17 protein-coding genes are annotated in these 18,898 nt (G+C 48.7%); 10 read left to right on the top strand and 7 right to left on the bottom strand.

Annotated elements, in window-relative coordinates:
* Positions 1–148: 148 nt before the first annotated feature.
* From CRO57_RS04535 to CRO57_RS04525, 3 genes are all read left to right on the top strand, one after another.
* Positions 149–1,243 carry an efflux RND transporter periplasmic adaptor subunit gene (locus tag CRO57_RS04535; protein ID WP_097152175.1) on the top strand — a complete coding sequence of 365 codons (1,095 nt, stop codon included), beginning with the start codon at positions 149–151 and terminating at the stop codon, positions 1,241–1,243.
* A gap of 23 nt (positions 1,244–1,266) precedes the next feature.
* Positions 1,267–4,350 carry an efflux RND transporter permease subunit gene (locus tag CRO57_RS04530; RefSeq protein ID WP_097152174.1) on the top strand — a complete coding sequence of 1,028 codons (3,084 nt, stop codon included), beginning with the start codon at positions 1,267–1,269 and terminating at the stop codon, positions 4,348–4,350.
* Positions 4,351–4,600: 250 nt separating this feature from the next.
* On the top strand, positions 4,601–4,966 hold the full coding sequence (locus CRO57_RS04525) for a VanZ family protein (RefSeq protein WP_170955948.1): 366 nt from the start codon (positions 4,601–4,603) through the stop codon (positions 4,964–4,966).
* A gap of 50 nt (positions 4,967–5,016) precedes the next feature.
* On the opposite strand, the gene CRO57_RS04520 is transcribed toward CRO57_RS04525, so the two are convergent.
* The 4 genes from CRO57_RS04520 to CRO57_RS04500 all read right to left on the bottom strand — a co-directional run bounded on the left by CRO57_RS04520 (position 5,017) and on the right by CRO57_RS04500 (position 7,124).
* On the bottom strand, positions 5,017–5,391 hold the full coding sequence (locus CRO57_RS04520) for a hypothetical protein (protein ID WP_097152172.1): 375 nt from the start codon (positions 5,389–5,391) through the stop codon (positions 5,017–5,019).
* A 129-nt stretch (positions 5,392–5,520) separates the two neighbouring features.
* Positions 5,521–5,997: a 30S ribosomal protein S9 gene (rpsI, locus tag CRO57_RS04515; RefSeq protein WP_097152171.1), complete on the bottom strand. Its 477-nt coding sequence runs from the start codon at positions 5,995–5,997 to the stop codon at positions 5,521–5,523.
* Positions 5,998–6,000: 3 nt separating this feature from the next.
* Positions 6,001–6,462, bottom strand: a complete 462-nt coding sequence (gene rplM, locus CRO57_RS04510) for a 50S ribosomal protein L13 (RefSeq protein ID WP_097152170.1) — start codon at positions 6,460–6,462, stop codon at positions 6,001–6,003.
* Between the two features lie 242 nt (positions 6,463–6,704).
* The gene (locus tag CRO57_RS04500) at positions 6,705–7,124 is read right to left on the bottom strand and encodes a PaaI family thioesterase (protein WP_097152168.1); all 420 of its coding nucleotides are present in this window, start codon (positions 7,122–7,124) and stop codon (positions 6,705–6,707) included.
* A gap of 424 nt (positions 7,125–7,548) precedes the next feature.
* On the opposite strand from CRO57_RS04500, the gene CRO57_RS04495 reads away from it, so the two are divergent.
* The 3 genes from CRO57_RS04495 (at position 7,549) to CRO57_RS04485 (ending at position 10,560) form a co-directional block, all read left to right on the top strand.
* Positions 7,549–8,346: an enoyl-CoA hydratase gene (locus CRO57_RS04495; RefSeq protein ID WP_097153199.1), complete on the top strand. Its 798-nt coding sequence runs from the start codon at positions 7,549–7,551 to the stop codon at positions 8,344–8,346.
* Between the two features lie 129 nt (positions 8,347–8,475).
* Complete coding sequence (locus CRO57_RS04490; RefSeq protein WP_097152167.1) at positions 8,476–8,901, top strand: CoA-binding protein; 426 nt, start codon at positions 8,476–8,478, stop codon at positions 8,899–8,901.
* A gap of 375 nt (positions 8,902–9,276) precedes the next feature.
* Positions 9,277–10,560, top strand: coding sequence for an O-acetylhomoserine aminocarboxypropyltransferase (locus tag CRO57_RS04485; RefSeq protein WP_097152166.1), 1,284 nt, complete (start codon positions 9,277–9,279; stop codon positions 10,558–10,560).
* Between the two features lie 75 nt (positions 10,561–10,635).
* Here CRO57_RS04485 and CRO57_RS04480 read toward each other — a convergent pair whose 3' ends face one another.
* Positions 10,636–11,709: a COX15/CtaA family protein gene (locus CRO57_RS04480; protein ID WP_097152165.1), complete on the bottom strand. Its 1,074-nt coding sequence runs from the start codon at positions 11,707–11,709 to the stop codon at positions 10,636–10,638.
* A 197-nt stretch (positions 11,710–11,906) separates the two neighbouring features.
* Here CRO57_RS04480 and CRO57_RS04475 point away from each other — a divergent pair, with 197 nt between their 5' ends.
* Positions 11,907–12,128, top strand: coding sequence for a DUF2842 domain-containing protein (locus CRO57_RS04475; RefSeq protein WP_097152164.1), 222 nt, complete (start codon positions 11,907–11,909; stop codon positions 12,126–12,128).
* 20 nt (positions 12,129–12,148) lie between these two features.
* Here the strand turns inward: CRO57_RS04475 and CRO57_RS04470 are convergent, their stop codons facing one another.
* Positions 12,149–13,207 (bottom strand): polysaccharide deacetylase family protein, encoded by a 1,059-nt coding sequence (locus CRO57_RS04470; RefSeq protein WP_097152163.1) that lies wholly within the window; start codon positions 13,205–13,207, stop codon positions 12,149–12,151.
* A gap of 182 nt (positions 13,208–13,389) precedes the next feature.
* Between CRO57_RS04470 and CRO57_RS04465 the strand changes: the two genes are divergently transcribed.
* A complete protein-coding gene (locus CRO57_RS04465; RefSeq protein ID WP_097152162.1) occupies positions 13,390–14,595 on the top strand; it encodes a GNAT family N-acetyltransferase in 1,206 nt (401 codons plus the stop codon).
* Positions 14,596–14,669: 74 nt separating this feature from the next.
* Here CRO57_RS04465 and CRO57_RS04460 read toward each other — a convergent pair whose 3' ends face one another.
* Positions 14,670–16,835: a GumC family protein gene (locus CRO57_RS04460; protein ID WP_170955947.1), complete on the bottom strand. Its 2,166-nt coding sequence runs from the start codon at positions 16,833–16,835 to the stop codon at positions 14,670–14,672.
* 208 nt (positions 16,836–17,043) lie between these two features.
* Here CRO57_RS04460 and CRO57_RS04455 point away from each other — a divergent pair, with 208 nt between their 5' ends.
* Positions 17,044–17,601, top strand: coding sequence for a polysaccharide biosynthesis/export family protein (locus CRO57_RS04455; protein ID WP_097152160.1), 558 nt, complete (start codon positions 17,044–17,046; stop codon positions 17,599–17,601).
* 45 nt (positions 17,602–17,646) lie between these two features.
* Complete coding sequence (locus CRO57_RS04450) at positions 17,647–18,834, top strand: glycosyltransferase (RefSeq protein ID WP_097152159.1); 1,188 nt, start codon at positions 17,647–17,649, stop codon at positions 18,832–18,834.
* Positions 18,835–18,898 lie beyond the last annotated feature (64 nt).

Here is an 18,898-nt window from a genome sequence, read left to right as displayed (position 1 = left end):
ACCTTTGTCCTTACTTTTTTCTGCATAAACCAGAGCGCAGAAAATTACCAGTAGACAAATATACATTCCTGTATGTATTTATATTAAAAATTCAGTTTACAGCCGAAAGCCGCTCTATGCGGCCTTTTTTCTCCGGTGGTTATATCTAATGGCAAAAGTCAGTTCTTCAATTCTGGTCGTTGGCGCCTTGCTCACTTTGGCAGGATGCATGGATCAAGGCACTCAGGAAGATGTCGATCAGACCAAATCAAACATCGTCCGACCTGCGAAAATCATTACAGCCAAATCCTCGCTCAATAATCTGGAAAAGACATTTCCAGGAATTACCGAAGCCAGTCGAAAATCTGTACTTGCCTTTCGTGTATCAGGACAGATTTCCAGCTTCCCTGCCCTATCCGGCCAAGAGCTGAAAAAGGGCACTCTCATTGCCAAGCTTGATGAAACACCGTTTCTCAACACTCTTGCCGAACGTCAGGCAAGCTATGATCTGGCACAAACGGAATTGAAGCGAAGCAAGGCCTTGTTCGAGAAAAAACATCTGTCCAAGGCCGGATTGGACAAGGTTCAATCCCAATTTGATATCGCTGCAGCAGCTCTTAAACGCGCGAAGGACGACCTTGGCTATACAAGCCTCGTTGCTCCTTATGATGGCGTGGTGGCCCAAACTCAGGCAGAACGCTTTCAGAACATTCAGGCAGGCGCATCCATTGCCGAATATCATGGCAACAAAAATATCGATGTTACCTTCAATGTTCCCGAGAGCCTTTTTCTGATGCTGGATCGGGACAAAGCCGAGAAAAACAATGAGGTTTCGGTCGCCTTCGACGCATTTCCTGATCAAAAATTCACAGCTTGGTATCGCAAGCATGAAAGCGTGCCAGATGCCGCGACTCGCTCCTTCAAGATCACAGTCAGCATGCCACATCCAACCCAGCTCAGTGTTTTGCCGGGTATGAGTGTCAATGTTTCCTTCGATTTGGGCAAGCTTGTCAAACAGCAGGCACAAAAAGGCCTGCTGATCCCTCTGGAATCTGTTTTTGATCAAGATACCAAGCGCTGGGTCTGGAAACTGGATGCCGACAATGTTGCCCACAAGACGGAAGTCAGCGTTCAAGGCATTGATCATGGTATGTTGCGCATTACCGATGGCTTAAACGAAGGAGATCGACTTATCGCCGTTGGTGTAACCCACATTGTCGAGGGCCAAAAGGTTCGTCCCTTTGAAAAAGAACGTGGTCTTTAAGACAGAGATAAGGGACAAAAATCATGAATTTGACTGATTATGCCATCAAGAACCAGGCGGTCAGCTGGATGGTTACGGTCTTTCTGCTGGTCGGCGGTGTTCTGGCCTTTACCGGTCTTGGCCGATTGGAAGATCCTGAATTTACAATCAAACAGGCTGTGATCGTTACTCAATATCCCGGCGCATCGGCACTGGAAGTAGAAGAAGAGATCACTCTCCCGATTGAAACTGCCCTGCAGCAACTTCCTTATCTGGATAATGTGACTTCCATTTCCTCCAGTGGCCTATCGCAGGTCACCGTCGAGATGAAGTCTATTTACCGCAAGAACGATCTCGCACAGATCTGGGACGAAATGCGCCGCAAGATCCGCGATATGGCGGGCAACCTGCCACCAGGGGCACACCCACCCCGTGTCAATGATGATTTCAGTGATGTTTATGGCATGTTCTTCGCTATCACGGGCAAAGGCTATAGTCAGGAAGAAATGGGCAATTATGCCGATCTGTTGCGTCGTGAGTTGGTCCTGGTCAAAGGCGTTGGCAAAGTATCCGTTGGTGGCACCTTGCAAAAACAGATCATTCTGGAAGTCAACCGTTCCAAGTTGGCATCTCTCAATCTGTCTGTCAGCGCGCTTCAGCAATTGCTGCAAAGCCAGAATCTGATCTCCAATGCCGGCAAATTGAAGGTCGGCAGTGAATATATCCGTATTGCTTCTACTGGTAACTACAATCAAGCCGAACAATTACGCGATCTGATGCTGGGTCAAGCCAATGGTCAGATTGTCTACCTTTCTGACGTTGCCAATGTGTCAGTGGAATTTGCTGACCCGCCGCGTCACGTCTATCGCTTCAATGGGCAGGAGGCCCTCACGCTTGGCATTTCCTTCTCCTCTGGCGTGAATGTGGTTGAAGTCGGAAAGGCTGTTAAGGACCGCTTGGCCGAGTTGGAATATACACGCCCGATTGGCGTGAATTTGAGCGTAATCTATGACCAGCCTGGTCAGGTTGATAAATCCGTCAATGACTTCCTTATCAGCCTTGCTCAGGCCATCGGTATTGTGATTGTCGTCTTGCTTCTGACCATGGGATTACGATCCGGAATCTTGATGAGCGGGATTCTACTCCTGACCATTCTTGGCACCTTTATCATCATGAATATCTATGCAATTGATCTGCATCGCATCTCGCTGGGTGCCCTGATCATTGCCTTGGGTATGCTCGTCGATAATGCCATTGTGATTACCGATGGTATTTTGATTGGTTTGAAGCGTGGTTTGAGCCGAGTAGACGCAGCCAAGCGCATTGTTTCTCAGACGATCTGGCCGCTGTTTGGTGCAACCGTCATTTCTGTCACGGCCTTCGCGCCAATCGGATTGTCCCCTGACGCGTCCGGGGAGTTCACCGGTGCCCTTTTCTGGATCTTGTTGATTTCTTTGATGATCAGCTGGCTCTTTGCAATCACGCTCACCCCATTCTTTGCCTCAATTCTGTTCAAGGAATTGAGCAAAGAAGAGCGAGCGGCGGCACAAGATTCGGAGGAAGAATCCGACCCTTATCGTGGTATTGTCTATCAAATCTATAAAGGCATCCTGCTACTTGCCCTGCGCTTCCGCTGGATTACGGCTGGATTGACCGTAGGGGCCTTGGCACTTGCCATCTATGGTTTCGGCTTTGTCAGTCAGGCCTTTTTTCCACCATCCAACCTTCCCGCTTTCACGGTTGATTTCTGGCTCCCGCAAGGGTCCGACATTCGCTCAACCATTAAGGATATGGCGGAATTGGAAGGCGACTTGCTGGAAGATCCAGACATCCGTCAGATCACCACAACAATTGGCACTGGATCTGAGCGTTTCATGCTGACCTATGCGGGCGAACGAGACTTTCCCTCCTACGGCCAGTATATCATTGAGGTGAATGACTTTGACAAAATGCCAGCTATCATTGATCGGGTTCTAACCTCGATTTCAGAGAGGGCACCGCAAGCTTTTGCAAAGGCTTCCCGTTTTGAGTTAGGGCCAGGCACCAAGGCCAAGATTGAGGCCCGCATTTCCGGTCCTGATCGTGCGGTTCTGCGCGAATTGGCACAGAAAGTGAAGGACATTTATCGCACGGAAGACAATGTCACCAACATTCGTCATGATTGGCGTGAACGAACCAAGGTGTTGCTGCCGCAATTTGCAGAAGCAGAAGCACGCCGCTTGGGTATCTCCAAATCTGATATCGATAACGCCCTGCTTCTAAATGTGAGAGGCATTGAAATAGCCAAATTGCGGGATGGAGCAGATATTCTACCCATTTTTCTGCGTCCGCCATATGAAGAACGCTCAAGCGTTGAGCAACTGGGTGATATTCAAGTCTTCAGCCCCGCCTTGAACCGCTATGTCAATATTGATCAGGTGGTACATTCCATCGATTTGGGTTGGGAAGATAGCCTGATCATGCGGCGTGATCGGAAGCGTACCATTCAGGTTTGGGTCGACCCTGCGCCCAACTCCCCGATAAACTCGTTTCAACTCTTCGATAATTTACATCCAAAAGTGGAAGCATTGGATTTACCGGCCGGATATGAATTGACTTGGGGTGGTGAGTTTGAAGCACAGCAGAAAGCCAATGTGGCTGTCTTCCAGTTCGTTCCGCTGGGCATTGTTGTGATGCTCGCTATCACAGTGATGCTGTTCAACTCTTTCCGCCAGACCGTCGTGGTGTGGCTAACGGTACCGTTGGCAGTCATTGGTGTGGCATCTGGTCTGTTGCTATTCAACCAGCCTTTCAGTTTCACCGCTCTGCTTGGTTTCCTGAGCTTGTCAGGCATGCTTCTCAAGAACGGTATCGTGCTGATCGAGGAGATCAAACGGCTGAATGAAGAAGAAGGCGTGAATATGCATGATGCGATTGCTCAAGCAGCGGTCAGCCGCATGCGACCGGTGACCATGGCGGCAATCACGACAGTTCTGGGCCTAATCCCACTGCTGACCGATGTATTCTTTGCCCCATTGGCTGTGACGATCATGTTCGGTCTTGGCTTTGCAACCGTTCTGACGCTGATCGTCTTGCCAGTGTTGTTTGCGATTTTCTATCGCATTTCCTATCATCGGGGCGAAATCTGATCGCTTCATCAAAGCGACCATTTGTTAGAATAGAAAGCGTGGTGCTCAGCATCACGCTTTTCTCTTTCAGGCTAAGATAATCTTAAGTCTGTTTGTTGAAATAAAACCAGATCATCTCAGTATTTGCCAGCCGTTAGGGACTATTTGTCACCATTGCTCCCAAACATACAGGGGTAAAGGCAGGGGCATGACATTATTCAGGGGAAGCAAGCGAGCGGAAATTGCCCATATTTTGACTGGGATTTGTCTCATGGCCGTCGTTATATCGGGTGCAGTCATGGGAACAGCAAATACAGGTTTTCATATTCCTCACCCAATCGATAAAGCCGCGCATTTCATCGGCTTCGCTCTGTTCACCTTCTTATTCGGGCGTTTCTTTCATGCTTATGTAGTTGCGGCCATTCTGGTTCTGATTGCCGGAACCGGTGTAGAAGTCATTCAGATATTCATGCCCAATCGCCTCTTTTCCATTGCAGACATCGCCGCCAACTGCTCTGGAGCTGTGTTCGTTCTAATCACACGTTGGATTCTGGATGGCGCAGGCGTGAGCCTTGCCTACTTCCTGCCGAAACGATTTGAGCAAAGCTATCGTGTAAATAGTGTTGCTGCTCATTGATCAACTTGCTCTCTTTGAGCAACAATGACTGGGCACTGATCGGCACGAATTTATCGGCGCATATCCCAGTTCGCATGAAATTTGAACAACTTCATAAGCTGTTCAGCTTCGGTGCTTTTACACCCGAGCGCTTCAACTACCTTGTCCAACCGCCTATTCATGACTCTGAATGAAGCATGAACTTTTTGCTCACTAAAATCAGGCCGCCTTTGCTGAACACGTTCTTGAGCTCTTATTTTGACTATTGCAAAATTCCTTGAGAACTTTTTCTTCAAGGCCTTATCCGACATGCCGCATTTTTGTGCCACGCCCTGCGTAAGATAAAAACGATTATAGATTTCCAGAATATCTATCTTCTTTGCTATTGCAGTGTTTGATGCCAGCAAAAGTAAGAGAAAAAAATAGGCAAAAGCAAAAGGTTTCATAGTGTGTCTCTGACGTTTCAGTATAGATGAAACGCTAACGCACTCGCTAAGATTGAACAACAAAAAAGGGCAGCTGAAGAGCTGCCCTTTTGTATTCGTATAACTGTCGACTTCGACAGAACCCAGCAATTAACGCTTGGAGAACTGGAACGAACGACGAGCTTTTGCGCGACCGTATTTCTTACGTTCAACGACACGGGAGTCGCGGGTAAGGAAGCCACCTTTTTTCAACACTGCACGCAGCTCTGGCTCGTAGTAGGTCAGAGCTTTGGAGATGCCGTGACGGATGGCGCCAGCCTGACCGGACAGACCACCACCGGCAACGGTAGCGATGATGTCGAACTGACCATCACGGTCAGCGGCAACGATTGGCTGCTTGAGAACCATCTGCAGAACAGGGCGACCGAAATATTCGGTGTACTCTTTTGTGTTCACGATGATTTTGCCGGTGCCTGGCTTAACCCAAACACGAGCAACGGCATCTTTACGCTTACCAGTAGCGTATGCACGGCCATACTGGTCAAGCTTCTGAACATGAACTGGAGCGGATTCCTCTGCGCCTACAGCAGCACCGAGTTCTTCCAAAGACTGGATCTGATCACTCATGGATTAGCCCCTTGCATTCTTGGAGTTCAGGGATTTTACATCCAGAGTCTCAGGAGCCTGAGCTTCATGTGGATGCTCGCTGCCTGCATAAACACGCATGTTGGACAGCTGAACGCGGGTCAGAGGACCACCTGGCATCATACGCTGCACAGCTTTCTGCAGAACACGCTCAGGGAATTTACCCTCCATGATCTGACGAGCGGTGCGCTCTTTGATGCCACCTGGATGACCAGTGTGCCAATAGTATTTTTTGTTTTCGTATTTACGACCGGTCAGTTTTACCTTGTCGGCGTTAATTACGATAACATTGTCACCGCAATCCATATGCGGAGTGAAAGTGGCTTTGTGTTTGCCGCGCAGACGCATCGCGATCAGCGAAGCGAGACGACCAACCACCAGACCTTCAGCATCGATGAGAATCCATTTCTTCTCGATGTTAGAAGGATTTGCAGAAAAGGTTTTCATTGCTTATCCGTATTTCCGGTGTCAGTGAAGACAACGTGAAACGGCGGCACACTTCGTACCGCCGCAATGTCTGGGCTTCTTTTAAAGATCCCTGCGCATAAGTCAAGCAATTTCAAAACGAATACACCAACAAAATCAACGAGATAATTTTGCGGTATTATTTTACCACAAAATATCATGTCGTTTTCATTCCATTGTCACTCCCCAAGAGCAGGATTCGATCATCCGCATCTTTTGGCAGTTCAATTCGCCTGTGGTGGCACAGAGTAGGTTGCTGTCGCATGCGCCACCAGATCTTCTTGTCCTTCCGATCGGATATCAACCTCTACAATGATCAAGCGTTTGCCTTTTTTGAGGATCTTGCAATGACCGAGCAGATCACCCGGTCCTGGTTTATTGAGGAAGTTGATATTGAGACTGGTGGTGACAGCCAATGCCACAGGGCCAATTTCGGCCAAGATGATGACATAAGCAGCCAGATCTGCCAGTGACATCATGGATGGTCCGGATACAGTTCCGCCCGGACGCAAATGACGATCATCTGCCTTCAGGCGCATTTGTGTCTCGCCCGGTTCCACCCAGTCGATATGATAGCAACGCCCACCATGATTGATTTGCGGAAATTCCTTATCAAGAAGTGCAGAAACTTCTTCCTTGTTCATTTTCAGGCTCACGAGCCCCTCCCCCGAAAGTCTTCGGCTGTCACAGGTTGATAATATGAAGAGTAGCTTTGGCTTTGCGCCTGCCTTTTTTGGATCTGCAGCTTCTCCGCCAACCGGTTCCTCATTTGATCAGGCATCTGACCAAATCAGTTGACGTTAAAGGAAATACAAGCCCAAAATTCGCTACGATGCAACAGCTTCCGAACCTTAACCTTTCTATAACCTCGCTTTTCCAAATAGTCCGAACGGCGGCCTTGACCTTCAGGCCTTCCCTCAGCAGACTTGAGCGAGTTTGAGGGTTTATCTTGCATTTGGGTCGTAAAACGGACTATGCAGTGCCCCGACATGCACTTTGCCTGATTTAGGAGACGCTATCGTGGACGCTACTGGGAGCACCGAGAAGAATAATCCCGCCAATGATGACGTGCAGGAAGCTGCGGTTCTGATCGAACAGATCGGCCCTACCCGCCGCTTGATCATGAACCGCCCAAAGAGCCGCAATGCCCTTTCCGAAGAAATGATGGCGGCACTGGCATTGGAGTTGGAGCGCGCAAACCAGGATGATGTGACGCGTCTGATTGTAATTGCAGCCAATGGCCCTGTCTTTTGTGCTGGCCATAACCTGAAAGAGTTGACTGCGCATCGTGCGGATAAAGATGGTGGCAAAGCCTATTTTGCCATGATCATGGAAACTTGCTCCAAGCTCATGCAGCAGATTGTTAATTGCCCAAAGCTTGTTATTGCCGAGGTACAAGGTACTGCGACTGCAGCAGGCTGCCAGCTGGTAGCCACCTGTGATCTGGCCATTACAGTCAATGAAGCCAACTTCTGCACTCCGGGCGTCAATATAGGCCTATTCTGCTCTACTCCTATGGTGGCACTGACACGCAATGTGCCACGCAAGCAGGCTATGGAAATGCTGGTGACCGGCGAAGAGATCGATTCTCATACCGCCAAAGCTTATGGCATCGTCAATCGCGTGGTTCCCAAGGATTACCTGCGCTTGGTGGTCGACCGTTATTGCGAGGAAATCGCCAAAAAATCCCCTGCAGCCCTGAAATTTGGCAAGGAAATATTCTACCAGCAGGTCGAGTTACCATTGTCAGATGCTTATGATCTCGCCGCAAAAACCATGACCGAAAATATGATGGCAGCTGACGCAGAAGAAGGTATTGAGGCCTTTCTCGAGAAACGCAAACCAGAATGGCCTTGCGGTTCCTAAATCAATACAAGGCTAGACATTCCAAGATTCGCCTAGCCTCTCTCAAGTTGATCAACTTGCACTTTTGCCATTCGCTCATATATTCACTTGGACAAATATACCAAGAGACAGTAATAGACGGACAGACCCATGGCTGAACTCACCTATCCTGACGAGTATATCCAAGACATTCTGAATGAAGTGAAGACTATCGCTCTGGTTGGAGCCAGTGATAAGGAAGAGCGTCCGAGCTATAGAGTGACCAAATATCTGCTGGAACAAGGCTACAAAGTCATTCCTGTTAATCCGGGCAAAGCAGGGCAAGAAATTCTTGGCCAGAAAGTTGCTGCATCACTTTCTGATATTGATGTGCCGGTTGATATGGTCGATATCTTTCGTAACTCCGAGGCTGCAGGCAATGTGACGGATGAAGCCATTCGTATCGGGGCTAAAGTGGCGTGGATGCAGCTCGGCGTGGTTAATGAAGAGGCCGCAAAGCGCGCTGAGGAGGCCGGTCTTCGTGTGGTGATGGATCGCTGCCCCAAGATTGAAATCCCGAGATTGGAGCAAGGTTGATCAGCTTTCAGCTGTTATCCATTTAGAGATCGAAGGAAAGCCAACTGATACCTCTATCAGTTGGCTTTTAGTTTTTCCGATGGCTGCCTTCACTCAATTCTATTGACCTTTTTCAGACATCAATCATGCTTAGTTCCCAAACGGAAGCCAGATTGGCAGCGAGACGATGACGAAAGAAAATTGCTGCCATAAGGATATTTGCATTATTGCGGGGGTTCGTTTTCCTGAAATTGTGCAATAAATAGAATTTTTTTTGCAATTTTCAAATAGCTCCCAAGAGCACTCTGGGCTAAAGTCCCTGTAATCAAATAGAAATCTTGTTTCTGCCGGTTGGCCCTCCCAACCATTCAGGCAAATCTTCTAAGGGGTAAAAAAATGAGCGAAGAGACAGCACCGGGCTTTGGCACTTTGACCATTCATGCAGGCGCGCAGCCAGATCCAACCACTGGTGCACGTACGGTTCCGATTTACCAAACTACAGCCTATGCATTTAACAGCACAGAACATGCTGCCAAACTGTTCGCTCTTCAGGAATTTGGCAATATCTATACCCGCATCATGAACCCGACCCAGGGCGCTTTGGAAGAGCGTGTGGCTGCTCTGGAAAGCGGCACGGCGGCTTTGGCTGTTGCTTCTGGTCACGCCGCTGCAATGCTGACCTTCCACGCCATCATGCGCCCGGGCGATAATTTCATTGCAGCAGACAAGCTATATGGTGGCAACATCAACCAGTTCAACCACAGCTTCAAAAGCTTTGACTGGCATGTGCGCTGGGCTGATGCTCTGGATCCGCAAGCAGCCAAATCCCTGATCGATGACAAGACCAAAGCCATCTATATCGAGAGCCTTGCCAACCCAGGTGGCGTGATCACCGATCTCGAAGGTTGGGCAGCTGTTGCCAAGGAAGCTGGTATTCCGCTGATCGTCGACAACACCATGGCAACTCCGTTCCTCTGTAAGCCAATCGATTTTGGTGCCGATGTAGTCCTGCATTCCATGACCAAATTCATGGGTGGTCACGGCAACTCCATGGGCGGCGTAATCGTTGATGGCGGTAGCTTCGACTGGTCTGCTTCTGGCAAATATCCAATGCTCAGCGAGCCACGTCCGGAATATAACGGCGTTGTATTGCATGAGACTTTCGGTAACTTCGCTTTTGCCATTGCGTGTCGTGTGCTTGGTCTGCGTGACCTGGGCCCAGCTATTGCTCCGATGAACTGCTTCCAGATCCTGACCGGCCTCGAAACATTGCATCTGCGTATGGAACGTCATTGCGAGAATGCCTTGATTGTTGCCAAGTTCCTGGAAAGCCACGAGGCTGTGAGCTGGGTTTCCTATGCTGGCTTGGAAGGCGACGATAATTATGCCAAGCATCAGAAATATATGCCCAAAGGTGCTGGCTCCGTCTTTACTTTCGGTCTGAAAGGCGGCCATGAAGCTGGTGTGAAATTGATTGAGAGCATGAAGCTGTTCAGCCATGTTGCCAACATTGGTGACACGCGCTCTTTGGCTATTCACCCTGCCTCTACCACTCATAGTCAGCTGACCGATGAGCAAAAGATTGCAGCTGGTGCCTCTCCGGACACCGTGCGCCTGTCTATCGGTATTGAAGATGTCAAAGACATCATCGCTGATCTGGATCAGGCAATGAAAGCTTAAGCTTGATATACCATTTGGAAATGTGAAAAGGCCGGGATTCCCCGGCCTTTTTTATGTTCTGAAGTTATTCAACTTCTAACTTCTATTGTCATAAAGATCGCGAAGCATCACTGTTGCACAAGCCAACACGATGATTGCTCCGACCTGATGGATCAGAGCCAGGCTAAGTGGCACGACCAATAGGAGTGTCAGAATTCCTACCAGTACTTGCGCGACGATCAGGCTGGCCAAAGCAATAGTCCATGGCCTCAAGGTGTTGGCAAAACTGTCCTTGAACAGCCGCAACAGTGCCAGAGCAGCAATCACAAGGATGACATAAGCCAGCATGCGATGATTGAACTGAATGGTCATGTGATCTTCAAAGGCAGAGAGCCATGCAGGTGATCCGTCATAAAGCTGATCAGGAATAAAACTGCCATCCATAAGCGGCCAGGTATTATAGGTTTTACCCGCATGGGTGCCTGCAACCAATGCACCGAGGAAAATCTGCAGCATCACAAAGATCCACAGCAGTAGCATAGTCCACCAATGACGATCTGCGCTCACACATTCCGGTTTTTCATCTTTTTCTCGATAGCCCCGTGCTACCCATATGAGAGCCGCGAAGATAAGACTGGCCATTATGAGATGTGAAGCCAGACGATATTGGCTAACATCAACCCGCTCAGACAGGCCAGAAGCCACCATCCACCAGCCAACTGCTCCCTGCAAGCCACCAAGGAAGAAAAGAACCAGAACCCTCGGTTTTATCTCGTCAGTCAGACGCCCTGTGAGCCAGAAAAACAGCATTGGAATGAAGAAAGCGAGACCGATGAAGCGGCCAAGCTGGCGATGGCCCCATTCCCACCAGAAGATGAACTTGAACTCCTCCAAATTCATGCCCTTGTTCACTTGTTCATATTCCGGAATCTGTTTGTATTTCTCAAACTCCTCTGCCCAAGCTTCAGAGCTCATGGGTGGAATAGCGCCATGAATAGGTTTCCATTCTGTGATGGAAAGGCCAGAATCGGTCAAGCGGGTTGCGCCGCCGACAACCACCATCAAAAAGACCAGCGCCGCTATAAGATAGAGCCAGATGCGCACTGCCTTTCGGCTGGCTGCAGCTTTTTTGCTTACATTTAGCCAGCGGTCCTCTTGTGTCAATTCCATGATGCCTGCTTCTCTCGATAGTCCAGTCTTCAAGTCTCTTTTTTGCGCATGCTACAAAGTCTGACCAAGGAACCAAAGAGAAAAGTATCAAAATCCTGCGATAAGGTGCGCAGACATGAAGATGATCATCTTTTTTCTTTTCTCTATCGCCGGACTGAGATAAAGGAAATGCGCAGAACAAACCATCAGGATGCATCATGACCATTCGGACACGCAAATTCATTGGAATGCTGGCTCTCGTCGCACTCATCGTTGTTTATGCTGCTATCGGAATGACAATTGGGGCTGTTGTTGTAGCCAAAGCCGCAGGCTGGGTTCAGATCCTGTTCTTTATCATCACAGGTCTGCTTTGGATTTTCCCCGCCGGACTCATCATCCGCTGGATGGAACATGGACGCTTCCGAAAAAAAGCGGAGTAATAAAGCCAGATATTCACGGCCTAATCGATATCGATCCTCTTGCCTTTGTTAGCCAACAAGAAGGGTAGACCGGAGAGTAGAGCCTGTACGTATCCGGGCTTCTGGAACAGACCATTGACAGAGACGCGCGGCAGAGCTGACAGATGTAAATTGTGCTCATCATGCACCAATCCCGGGCGCGTAGTCACCGCACATGTCAGATCCAACTCCGAAACGATTCTGAACTCTCGTTTTCCGGCTGTGCTTTTGAATCCAAAAGGATAGGCAAAAACCTCGGGTTCACTGCCAATCCTGTCGGTTATCTGATCGAGTCCCGCTACAATCTGATCTCTCACGGCATCGTCAGATAAACGGGCTAGTGATGGATGAAGCTCAGTATGGCCTCCGATAGTGCATAAAGGATCAGTTACCAGAGCATTCACATCATTCCAAGACAAGAAAGTCTCTTGAGAAAACTTCACGGCTTCAACACCGTTCTCCTGACAGAGCTCAAACAGGGAGCCGAATACCTTTTCCTGATCCATTGTCAGATAGTGACGTCCCAGATATTTGAAGGCTCTTTTTTTCTCAACATCCGTTTTGGTCGTTGCTTGCCCCCCCAAACCATCCACGATTTCAGGAAGTTTCAGTGTTTCATTTTTGCGAATAACTTCTTCAATCAGGATCCACCATGGAAGTGCCTGTCCTTCCACAAATCCCGGCACTAAAAAGACCGTGTATGGAACCTTGTGCTTTTTAAAGATGGGAACTGCAAATTCCAGATTATCCGCGTAGCCGTCATCCAATGTGATCGCCGCGAATCTCTCACCCCTGGATCTTGTTGCGAGAAAATCCGGTATCTCCTTCAATGAAATCCATTCATATCCCCATTGGGGCATCAATTCGAGTAACTCATCCAGAAAATCAGGAGAGATTTCCAAATGGGCGTTCGGTTGAAATGAATGTCCTTGATCCGGTTTTACCCGATGAAACATCAATATAGCACCACGTCCGCCCAGAACCGGCTTGATAACCGGAGCAAGACCAGTATTGGCAATGGTTGCCAGAACGGAACGCTGAAAGAAACGAATTAAATCCATAGAAACCTGCCCAAAGGCGAATGACGAGCGGCTAATGCGGCACTGAAGATTTTTTTTACCATCGCAGCACAATATTGGAATCTTCTTAACACGTGCAGCAAAGCTTTTACTCTCCCCATGATATAGGGGGTAAGAAGTAATTTTTCTCTACCCAATAAGAGGTAGAAAATCCGAGGACGACCATGCTGGCAACGCCAGACTTACCAATTAAGACATTTTCCGTTTCAGGTGGCTTACAGCTTAAAACCTGGGGCGATCTGAAGGCCTGCCAAAATGACTGGCTGAACTTGGAGACCAATGGCGCAGTTGGCCCAACCTTTCAACGCCATGCCTGGCAAAAATCATGGTTTGAAACGCTTGGCGCATCACAAAAGGCACGCCCTTTCATCGTGATCGGTTATCGGGAAAATATACCAGTTATGGTCCTGCCCTTTGCTATCATATGCAACAAAGGTTTGAACAGGCTGGTCTGGTCAGGTGGCAAGCATAGCAACTTTAATTTCGGTCTCTTTTCCGAGCAGGTCGCTGATACTCTACATTCAGAGCAAAAGCGTTCGGGGCTGGAGCAAGCAGTTCTTGATGTTTTGACGACTTCAAATGTCGATTTGATACAACTCTCCGCAAATCCGGAACACTGGGATGGGTTCCCACATGTCATAGGGTCCAAGGCAATAAATGCGGGAATGACACCTGCATTCGGCCTGGACCTCACCCCTGGATTTGATCAACTATTCGAAGCAAAAAGCCGCAAACGAATGCGCAAGAAACATCGTTGGCAGCGGCGTTTTCTGGAAAGCGGAAACCATACCTGGCGTATGGTGGAAACTGCTGAACCCGATCAGTTCGCACCTTTCCTTGAGGCTTTCTATGCTCAGAAAAGTGCACGTTTCAATGCATTGGGAATTGAGGATATTTTTTCTCAAGACCACACTCAAGCATTTATTGATGCCCTGAAAAGATCGAACTCACAAGGCAAGGATCTTGCCCCTGCCCTTCATTTCTATGGCCTTGAGGTCGATGGTCGCCTGATAGCCACCTATGGAGGGGGCAGCCAAAATGGGTGTTTCTCGGCCTATTTCAACAGTTTTGATGAAGACTATCTGCCGCGTTTGTCGGCTGGAGAGATGCTGCTTGGCGAGATGATACGCCACCGTTGCGAACTTGGAGACCGGTTTCTCGATCTCGGTATGGGGGACGAGCGTTACAAGCACCTATGGTGTGACATTCGAATTAACTATTTTACCTACACCAAATCAAGAACATTCAAAGGACAGCTGGCTGCAATGGGCGCAACCATTGTTGCTGACGTGAAGCGCACGATCCGATCAAATGAGACGCTTTGGGCCAGCTATAAGAAGTTGCGTAAAGCAAAAAAACTGGTTGCCTGATTAAAGGTCAAAACCAAAAACGACAATTTCATCATGGAGCCGCTTTTTCTCTGCAATTTTTGAACGACTGATAGTCAAGCTACATCCTTCGCTTCAATTCCCGCCTCTCCGGAAATGACGATCGCAACATCAGCATATCCGATGGACTTGAGGAATTTTCCAATCTCGGCAGCACCATCGTCACTTTCCTGAGCCGTCAGAACCAATGCCATTGCTTCTGTACCGTTTGCAAGTCCCTCTACAACCTCATCATCCTTGTAAAAACGTCCTGTATCCACCAACACAATATCGTAAGCCTCGCCCAAGGCCGCAAGAAGCATCTGGAACATTTCGGTTTGCACATCCTCCTGCTCCAATGCTCTGCTGCCACATGGCACCAAATGACAGCGAGACAATCGGTCGCGATAAATCACTTGTGAGAAAGATGCTTCGTCATCAATCAGATCGCTTACACCTTCCCACGCTATATCAGCTCGACCAGCCAGATTGGCATCCGCCAACGATACAAGCACCACATTCTTACCAGACTGAGCAATTGCACGTGCGATCGGCTTGGCATTGGTGCGGTCATTATGCATGCCACCCGGAGACAACATCACAACTCGTGCCTTGCCCGTTTTCAGGTTTTCCAACGCCGCTTTGGCCGCGAGCGAAACCACATCTTCATAAGACGAGTGTTCCAGCTCAGCGCTCGCTCCTGCGGCCATTCTGGTCACGTCAGCTTCTTTTGACCAATTACTACCTTGTTTTTGCTTGGCTGCTTTTTCCAACATTCGATCATCCAACACAGGCTCTTGCAAAACGGGACCCGCGTTTGCCTCTCGTGGTAACTCCTGAACATATTCAACGGGTCTGAAGGCAGCCCCGGAAAAGAACGCCTTGAACATGGTCAGAATGATACCGATCAGCATGGTGCCAATAGCAGCAACAATGGCCTTGGCGACTGTATTCTTGGGTAGCGGTTCTGACGGAACAGTCGCACGAGCAATAATACGTGCATCCGGTGGTACAAATTCCGGATTTTGCAGAGAAAGAGCTTCACGATAGCGGGCAAGGAAACTCTCAAGCAACTGGCGTTGAGCCGTTGCCTCACGCTCCAATGCTCGCAGTTTGATGGATTGTTCATTCACACCCGCCACATCAATTTTGAGGCGGTTCAAATCCTTCAACAGCCCTTTCTCACGCGCGGCTGCGATTCTTGCGTCATTCTCGAGCCCCTGAAGAATGTTACGAACTTCGGAGCGCAAAGCATTTTGGGTCTGGGTGAGCTGGGTCTTGAGTGCTTTGATCCTTGGGTGCGCAGGCAACAAAGTTGCTGATAATTCTGCAATCTGCCCTTCTTGTGCAAGCTCCTGTTCTTTCAAGCGCTGGATCAAAGGATTGGAGGCAACTTCCGTCGCACTCTGACCTGATACGCCATCCTTGAGCAATGCACGCACACGGCTGGCACGTGCCTCTGCTTCTGTTTTCTCAGTTCTCACACGAGCCAATTGGGCATTGGCATCAGAAAGACGCTGTTCGATCAAGGTGTCAGATCCATCGCCAGCCGTTTGCAGCAGATCGGAAGTGGACCGGAAAGCTTCAACCTTGGATTCTGCAATACGGACACGTTCACGCAGTTTGGTGATTTCTGTTTCCAACAGCCGTGTCGCATCTTTGGTATTCTCGACTTTGGCATTTCGCTGCAAAAGACGATAATCCTCGATCACGGCGTTTACGATGTTCGCCGCCATTTCAGCTTTTAGCGATTTATATTGAACAGAAATGACCCGTGTCATATCAACTGCTTCAATATTCAAACGCTTGGCGAAATTCTCGATGGCACGTTCCTTGGCATCTTTGCCTCCACCCCCAAGTCCAATACTGGCAACCAGACCTGATAGTAACGAACCTTCCTGCAATTCCGGTTCATCAATGATACCAAGCTTATCAATCACACGAGAAGCAAGATCGCGGCTGGTCAGAACCTGAACTTGTGATGCAAACATGGCTTCGTCTGCTGATGCAACTGGAACCGGACTATCCACGGAGGAGCGAGCGAAACCTGCATCCTGTGGCGCAATCAACAGGCGGGCATCTGCACTATAGTTGGCTTGTTGGGAGAAAATCATAAAACCGACCAGCCCCGCCATTGCAAGCGAGGCAATCAACAGCTTCCATTTGGCACCATATATGGAAGTCAAAAGAGCTTTCAAATCCAGCTCAACTTCATCGTTATGGCTTACGCGAGACGAGTTCATTGCCATTTTCTCCGCATTTGGTCATGCCCAGAGCATGCCAAAACATGGTAAGCAAGGCGTTAATGCCGGAGATATTTTGTTTACCCTAAACGGAAATTACACTTCCCTCGTGATCGTCTTTTTTATGCTTGCTGCGCCGGTATTTTACGCTTCATTAACTATAAACACTGTTTGTTAGAAGGAGATTTGAGTAGACGAGTCGGACACAATGATTATTCGTTTCTTTCTTTTGCTGGCAATCGCATTGGGCCTTTCGGCATGCTCCAGCTATCGACCTGCCGGGGATGCATTCCATAAATCCCTGATTGGCCCCTATCAGCTGGATTCAGGGGATCGGGTGCGTGTTATCGTCTATGATCAAGAAAACCTGAATAACGAATATACTGTTGATCAGTCAGGATATATTTCCGTTCCGTTGATTGGTGATGTCACCGCCCGTGGTCGCCACACAACTGAGTTGGCAGCCGAGATAGCAACACGTTTGCAGAATGGCTTTGTACGCGATCCTGACGTCTCTGTAGAGATTGCACAATATCGTCCATTCTTCATTATGGGCGAAGTCACCAATGCCGGCCAATATGCCTATGTAACCGGAATGACGGTCCAGACTGCCATTGCGATTTCCGGCGGTTTCACACCACGTGCCAAACAACGCTATGTCGATATTACGCGTCAAATTAACGGTAAAATCATAACCGGTCGAGTAAGTTTGACTGACCCGGTACGACCAGGCGACACAATTTATGTGAGAGAGCGCCTTTTCTAAACGATAACAACAATGGTCGTGCCGTGACCAGGACAGGAGTTCGGCATGACCAGGGCAAAGAAATTACGTATCGTTCACTGCGTGCGTTCCCCTTTTGGTGGCATTTTTCGTCATATTCTTGATTTAGCCCATCAACAACATCATGAAGGTCATGATGTTGGCCTGATCCTTGATAGTGAAACCTGCAGCCCATTTGAAGCAGCCAAGATTGAAGCGGAAACTACCAGCTTGACTTTGGGTGTCGCAAAGTTCCCAATAAAGCGACAAATCGGCTCCGGCGACCTGATGGCGTTCTGGCGCATGTATAAAGCGCTGAAAGCCATGAAACCTGATGTGGTTCATACTCACGGTGCAAAAGGTGGGGCATTGGGAAGAACTGTTGCGTCTTGTCTTCCTCAAAAGCCAGTGAGGTTATATTGCCCTCACGGTGGTAGCCTTCACTATGATAAGGACAGCCTGAAGGGTAAGATTTTCTTCGGCCTTGAGAGAATGCTCGAAAAAATTACCGACTCTCTCGTATTTGTCTCTGAATATGAAATGCGCTCCTACTTCGCCAAGGTAGGTCAACCCAAGGTAAGCTGGAACCTGACCTATAATGGATTACGCGATCATGAATTCACACCAATTCCAGCTGATGAACAGGCTTATGATTTCCTGATGATCGGTCAATTGCGCGATTTGAAAGGCCCAGATCTATTCATTGACGCCTTGAAGATGCTTCACAATCAAGGAAAAAAAGCCACCGCACTCATCGTCGGTTCTGGTGAAGATGAAGAAAAATATCGCTCAATGGTGCGTGAATACGGGCTAGAGGCCCACGTTACCTTCTCAAAACCGATGCCTGCGATCCAAGCCTTTGCCAAGACACATTGTGTAGTGGTACCCTCTCGTGCGGAATCCATGCCTTATATCGTTTTGGAGGCCATCGGTGCGCAAAAACCACTAATCGCTACACAAGTTGGGGGCATCCCAGAGATTTTTGGCGACCAGGCGCATGTGCTTGTTCCAGCCAACAATGCCTTAAGCCTTGGCGAAGCAATGCTTGTCAAACTGGAGAGCAGAGAACTGGCTCAAGCGCAGGCCGCACAACTGGTTGAACAGATCAAAAGTGGTTTCTCTCTGACCACCATGAACCGCACGATTCTGGATGAATATTATCGCGGCTTTCGCATTCGTCCTGACATTAATCTGCCATTAACGACAAAAACCGAAAACGTTCAAAACGCTGCATAATTTCCATCCAATTAAATCTTTCTCAGCTTGCAACCAATAGTCTGGTTTCCGGGACGACTTAATA

Origin of the sequence: Cohaesibacter gelatinilyticus, assembly GCF_900215605.1 — a bacterium.
Lineage (GTDB): Bacteria > Pseudomonadota > Alphaproteobacteria > Rhizobiales > Cohaesibacteraceae > Cohaesibacter > Cohaesibacter gelatinilyticus.
This window is presented reverse-complemented; position numbering and strand designations above follow the sequence as displayed.

Coding starts and splice junctions, on each gene's coding strand:
- rpsI (WP_097152171.1), bottom strand. CDS start 5,997: ATGAGTGATCAGATCCAGTCTTTGGAAGAACTCGGTGCTGCTGTAGGC.
- CRO57_RS04525 (WP_170955948.1), top strand. CDS start 4,601: ATGGCCGTCGTTATATCGGGTGCAGTCATGGGAACAGCAAATACAGGT.
- rplM (WP_097152170.1), bottom strand. CDS start 6,462: ATGAAAACCTTTTCTGCAAATCCTTCTAACATCGAGAAGAAATGGATT.
- CRO57_RS04535 (WP_097152175.1), top strand. CDS start 149: ATGGCAAAAGTCAGTTCTTCAATTCTGGTCGTTGGCGCCTTGCTCACT.
- CRO57_RS04465 (WP_097152162.1), top strand. CDS start 13,390: ATGCTGGCAACGCCAGACTTACCAATTAAGACATTTTCCGTTTCAGGT.
- CRO57_RS04460 (WP_170955947.1), bottom strand. CDS start 16,835: ATGAACTCGTCTCGCGTAAGCCATAACGATGAAGTTGAGCTGGATTTG.
- CRO57_RS04475 (WP_097152164.1), top strand. CDS start 11,907: ATGACCATTCGGACACGCAAATTCATTGGAATGCTGGCTCTCGTCGCA.
- CRO57_RS04480 (WP_097152165.1), bottom strand. CDS start 11,709: ATGGAATTGACACAAGAGGACCGCTGGCTAAATGTAAGCAAAAAAGCT.
- CRO57_RS04490 (WP_097152167.1), top strand. CDS start 8,476: ATGGCTGAACTCACCTATCCTGACGAGTATATCCAAGACATTCTGAAT.
- CRO57_RS04455 (WP_097152160.1), top strand. CDS start 17,044: ATGATTATTCGTTTCTTTCTTTTGCTGGCAATCGCATTGGGCCTTTCG.
- CRO57_RS04450 (WP_097152159.1), top strand. CDS start 17,647: ATGACCAGGGCAAAGAAATTACGTATCGTTCACTGCGTGCGTTCCCCT.
- CRO57_RS04485 (WP_097152166.1), top strand. CDS start 9,277: ATGAGCGAAGAGACAGCACCGGGCTTTGGCACTTTGACCATTCATGCA.
- CRO57_RS04470 (WP_097152163.1), bottom strand. CDS start 13,207: ATGGATTTAATTCGTTTCTTTCAGCGTTCCGTTCTGGCAACCATTGCC.
- CRO57_RS04520 (WP_097152172.1), bottom strand. CDS start 5,391: ATGAAACCTTTTGCTTTTGCCTATTTTTTTCTCTTACTTTTGCTGGCA.
- CRO57_RS04500 (WP_097152168.1), bottom strand. CDS start 7,124: ATGAACAAGGAAGAAGTTTCTGCACTTCTTGATAAGGAATTTCCGCAA.
- CRO57_RS04530 (WP_097152174.1), top strand. CDS start 1,267: ATGAATTTGACTGATTATGCCATCAAGAACCAGGCGGTCAGCTGGATG.